The 4,548-nt window shown below is 69.6% G+C and carries 4 protein-coding genes; 3 read left to right on the forward strand and 1 reads right to left on the reverse strand.

Going from position 1 to position 4,548, the window contains the following annotated elements; genetic code table 11:
- Positions 1 to 86: 86 nt before the first annotated feature.
- Complete coding sequence (locus tag QZT59_RS07505) at positions 87 to 272, reverse strand: hypothetical protein (RefSeq protein WP_290813638.1); 186 nt, start codon at positions 270 to 272, stop codon at positions 87 to 89.
- A gap of 84 nt (positions 273 to 356) precedes the next feature.
- On the opposite strand from QZT59_RS07505, the gene QZT59_RS07510 reads away from it, so the two are divergent.
- The 3 genes from QZT59_RS07510 to argH form a co-directional block, all read left to right on the forward strand.
- A complete protein-coding gene (locus QZT59_RS07510; protein WP_290813641.1) occupies positions 357 to 1,607 on the forward strand; it encodes a hypothetical protein in 1,251 nt (416 codons plus the stop codon).
- A gap of 458 nt (positions 1,608 to 2,065) precedes the next feature.
- Positions 2,066 to 3,358, forward strand: a complete 1,293-nt coding sequence (locus tag QZT59_RS07515) for an argininosuccinate synthase (protein WP_290813644.1) — start codon at positions 2,066 to 2,068, stop codon at positions 3,356 to 3,358.
- Positions 3,359 to 3,360: 2 nt separating this feature from the next.
- Positions 3,361 to 4,548 (forward strand): argininosuccinate lyase (argH, locus tag QZT59_RS07520; protein WP_290813647.1); only part of this gene is annotated, 1,188 nt, incomplete at its 3' end.

Here is a 4,548-nt window from a genome sequence, read left to right on the forward strand (position 1 = left end):
CCCGCCACGTGTACTGCTCCCGTCGGAGAACGAGTCGTCCCCGCCACGTGTACTGCTCCCGTCGGAGAACGAGTCGTCCCCGCCGCTCAGATCGCGTCGAGCAGCCAGAGCACGATCACCAGCGCGATGGCGAGCGCGATCAGCGGCGTCAAGATTCCGACGATCCAGCCGAACAGGGTCCCCACGATCTCGAGGACGAGCAGGATCGCGATCAGCCCGAGGACCAGCTTCAGGAGCATCTCGACATCCATCGCGCCGCTGTCGACGTTCATGTTCGGTGATAGGGACGACCGGAACAAAAAACCTCCCGTCCGGAGCAGAAAGGTCTAATGGGCGGGGGTTATCAGGGACAGGTAATGGCCGGACGGCCGGCCCGCGCGGCGCGGGTGGTGCTCTGTGGAGTCTTGGTGGCTGCGCTCGTGGTGGGCGTCGGTAGCCTCGGGTCCGCCGTCGCGGCGACCGGTATCGACGGCCCCGGTACCCACGGTGCGACAGCGGACGGTTCGTCGCTGGCCGCGGACGGGCCGTCGCTGACCGCGGACCATCGATCGTTCGACGCGGATCGCCTCGCGGACGCGACGCGGGACGAGCACGACGAGTCCGAAGAGGACGACGAGAACGCCTCGAACGGCGGAGAATCGAACGCGACGGACGGGGAGCCCCTCGAAGGGTTCGACGGCGTCAAGACGACGTTCGACGTGAGCGAGAACGGGTCCGCGACGGTCACCGTCGTCTATCGGTATCGCATCGAAGGCAACGAGTCGGCGGCGGCGTGGGCGGACCTGCGAGCGGACATCGACGAACGCCAGGACGCGTACGTCGCCGCCGAGACCGAGCGGTGGAACGGGACGCTCGAGGCGGCGCGAAACGCGACGGATCGGGAGATGAACGTCTCGTCGTTCTCGGTCGGTACCGGCGAACGGACGACGCCGCGGGAACTGGGCGAGGTCGAGTTCACGTTCCGGTGGTCCGGCTTCGCGGCGGTGGAGCCGGCCCGCCTCGTCGTCGGCGACGCGCTCGACGGCTACGTCCTGGACGAAGGGACGGAACTCTGGATCGCCTGGCCGGAGGACTACGAACTTCAGGGCGTCGAACCCGAACCCGACGAGCCCCGCGCGGAGCGTCCGATCGTCGGGTGGCGGGGCGCGGACACCGACTTCGTCGACGGCGAACCGCGGCTGCAGCTGCTCCGGGAGGGCGAATCTCGTCAGGGAGCGTCGCCCGTCGGCGACGGCGGCGTGCCGATGCTGGGCGTCGTGTTCGGCGCGGCGTTCCTGCTCGTGATCGGCGCGATTGCCGCGTGGTGGCTCGTCCGGCCCGAAGACGACCCGCCCGCCGAGACGGACGACGGTGGCGATTCGACGGCGGTCTTCGAGTCGCCGCCGACGGAGCTCTTGAGCAACGAGGAGCGCGTCCTCGCCCTGCTCGCGGACAACGCCGGTCGGATGAAACAGCAAGCGGTGGTCGCCGAACTTGGGTGGACCGAGGCGAAGACCAGCCAGGTCGTCGGCCGACTCCGCGAGAACGGCGAAATCGAGGTCTTCCGGGTGGGCCGGGAGAACGTGCTCGCGCTGCCCGACGAGGAGCGCGAGGCCGACACCGCCTGAGGACGGGAGGACCGGCGGTCGACGAGGCGAGGACTGTGGCCGGATGACGCGGCGAAGACCGGCGGTCGACGAGGCGAGGACTGTGGCCGGATGACGCGGCGAAGACCGGCGGTCGACACGACGCGGACCGACGAGTCGAGGGGGCGGTCGCCGAGTCAAGTTTTGCCCCACCGGGAGGTTTTAATAGTTGTGACGCGCTACCTGTGTTATCCGATGAGTCCCGCGACGCCGCTCGAGGCCGCCCCCCTCGACAGCGTCGCGACTCGAACGCCGCGAGCGCGACGACCGGGCCGTTAGGCCCACACATACTTTCACCCCCTGTCCCCGGTTGATGCTTTATCCCGAGCGTCAGTCTCAGCTCGAACAATCATTTCCCCGTTAGCGTGCACTCTCCAATTAATTTCCAAAACAGCAATCGCTGAATTTAATACCGTCGACCCGTTCCGTTCGACCACGACATGACACGCGTTGCACTCGCGTTCTCGGGCGGGCTGGACACCACCGTCTGCGTGCCGCTGCTCGAGGAGGAGTACGGATACGACGAAGTGATCGGCGTCACCGTCGACGTCGGCCAACCGAAAAGCGAGTTCGCCGAGGCCGAAGAAACCGCCGAGGCGCTCGGCCTCGAACATTACGTCGTCGACGCCAGGGCCGAGTTCGCGGCGCTCTGCCTGGAGGCCGTCCGCGCGAACGCGACCTACCAGGGGTACCCCCTGGGCACGGCGCTCGCGCGGCCGATCATCGCCGCGAAGATCCTGGAGGTCGCGGCCGAGCACGATTGCGAGGGGCTCGCCCACGGCTGTACCGGGAAGGGCAACGACCAGCTGCGCTTCGAGGCCGTCTGGCGCGACTCGGACATGGAGGTGATCGCCCCCGTGCGCGAACTCGCGCTCACGCGCGAGTGGGAGAAGGAGTACGCCGCCGAAAAGGACCTTCCCGTCCAGGGCGGCAACGAGGGCGACTGGTCGATCGACACCAACCTCTGGTCGCGGGCGGTCGAGGGCAACGAGCTGGAAGAGCCCGGCTACGTCCCCGGCGAGGAAATCTACGAGTGGACGAGCGAGCCGACCGGCGAGACCGAGTTCGTCGAGATCGGCTTCGAGGAGGGCTACCCCGTCTCGCTCGACGTTCTCGGGAGCGACGCTTCCGAGAGCCAGGCGGGCGCGTCCGCGTCCGACGCCGGGGAGGCGCTGGATCCCGTCGAACTGATCGAGACGCTCAACGAGGTCGCCGGCGCTCACGGCGTCGGCCGCTCGGACGTGATGGAAGACCGGATGCTCGGGCTCAAAGTTCGCGAGAACTACGAGCATCCCGCCGCGACGACGCTGCTGTCTGCTCACGAGGCGCTCGAGGCGCTCGTGCTGACCCAGGAGGAGCGCTCGTTCAAGAAACTGATCGACCAGCAGTGGGCCGAGAAGGCCTACGAGGGGCTGATCGACGCGCCGCTCGTGACCGCCCTGGAGGGGTTCATCGACAAAACGCAGTCGCGCGTGACGGGCACGGTGACGATCAAGTTCGAGGGCGGCCAGGCGCGCGCCGTGGGCCGCGAGAGCGAGTACGCGGCGTACTCCGCCTCCGCGGCCTCCTTCGACACGGAGTCCGTCGGCGACATCGCCCAGGAGGACGCCACCGGCGTCGCGAAGTACCACGGCTTCCAGCGCCGGCTGGCGAAGGGCGCGATCGATAAGCTCGCCGACGACGAGAGCGGCTCCCCCGAACTCGCGACCGACGGCGGCGAAGACGAGGCCTGACGATGACCGGAGAGGACGCGGGGAGCGCGATCCGTCGCGACCGCTTCAGCGGCGGCCCCGCGCGCGAGTTCCTCTCCTCGCTGGCGGCCGACGAGCGCATCTTCGAGGCCGATCTCGCGGTGGATCGCGCGCACGTGGTGATGCTCGCCGAGCGCGGAATCGTCGACGACGACACCGCGGGCGCGATCCTGACCGCGCTCGACGCCATCGAAGTCGAGGGCCACGGAACCCTCGAGGAGGGCGAGGACGTCCACGAGGCGATCGAGACCGCGGTGATCGACCGGATCGGACCCGAAGGCGGCCGGATGCACACCGCCCGCTCTCGCAACGACGAGGTGGCAGCCTGCATCCGCTACCGGCTGCGCGAGGACCTGCTCGCGGCGGTCGAGGCGACGCTCGACCTCCGCGAGTCGCTCGCCGACGTCGCCGACGCCCACGACGAGACGATCGCGCCCGGCTACACCCACCTGCAGCCCGCCCAGCCCACGACCGTGGCCCACTGGGCGCTCTCCTACGAGGAGGCGCTGGGGCGGGATACGGCGCGGCTGTTGGAGGCCTACGCCAGGGTGAACCGGTCGCCGCTGGGCGCCGCCGCGTTCGCCGGTACCCCGTTCGAGATCGACCGCGAGCGGACCGCCGAGCTCTGCGGCTTCGACGGCGTGATCGAGAACGCCACCGACGCCGCGGCCGGTCGGGACTTTCTGCTGGAGACCGTCCAGGCGTGCTCGACGCTCGCCGTGACGCTGTCGGGGCTCGCCGAGGACCTGATCCTCTTCGCGAACCGCGGCTTCGTCGACCTCGCGGACGAGTACTCCTCGACGTCGTCGATCATGCCCCAGAAGAAGAACCCCGACACGTTGGAGCTCGTCCGCGCGGTCGCGGGCGACGCCGCGGCGGGCGTACAGGGGCTGACGACGATCCTCAAGGGACTTCCCCGCGCGTACAACCGCGACCTGCAGCGTGGGACCCCTCACGCCTGGGAGACGGTCGACGCGGTGACCGAGGCGACCGGCGTCGCGGCCGGCGCGGTCGGGACCGCCGACTGGGACGAGGACGCGCTGGCCGCCGAGGCCGGCGCCGGGTTCTCGACGGCCACCGGCGTCGCCGACCTGTTGGCCGCGAACGGACTGCCGTTCCGGACGGCCCACGAGATCGTCGCGAGCGCGGCCCGCGGCGTCGCGAGCGCGGAC

Origin of the sequence: Halovivax sp. (assembly GCA_007119345.1) — an archaeon.
GTDB lineage: Archaea > Halobacteriota > Halobacteria > Halobacteriales > Natrialbaceae > Halovivax.

Excerpts from the sequence above, each read along its gene's own strand:
- QZT59_RS07510 (WP_290813641.1), top strand. The coding sequence starts at position 357 with ATGGCCGGACGGCCGGCCCGCGCGGCGCGGGTGGTGCTCTGTGGAGTC.
- QZT59_RS07515 (WP_290813644.1), top strand. The coding sequence starts at position 2,066 with ATGACACGCGTTGCACTCGCGTTCTCGGGCGGGCTGGACACCACCGTC.
- QZT59_RS07505 (WP_290813638.1), bottom strand. The coding sequence starts at position 272 with ATGAACGTCGACAGCGGCGCGATGGATGTCGAGATGCTCCTGAAGCTG.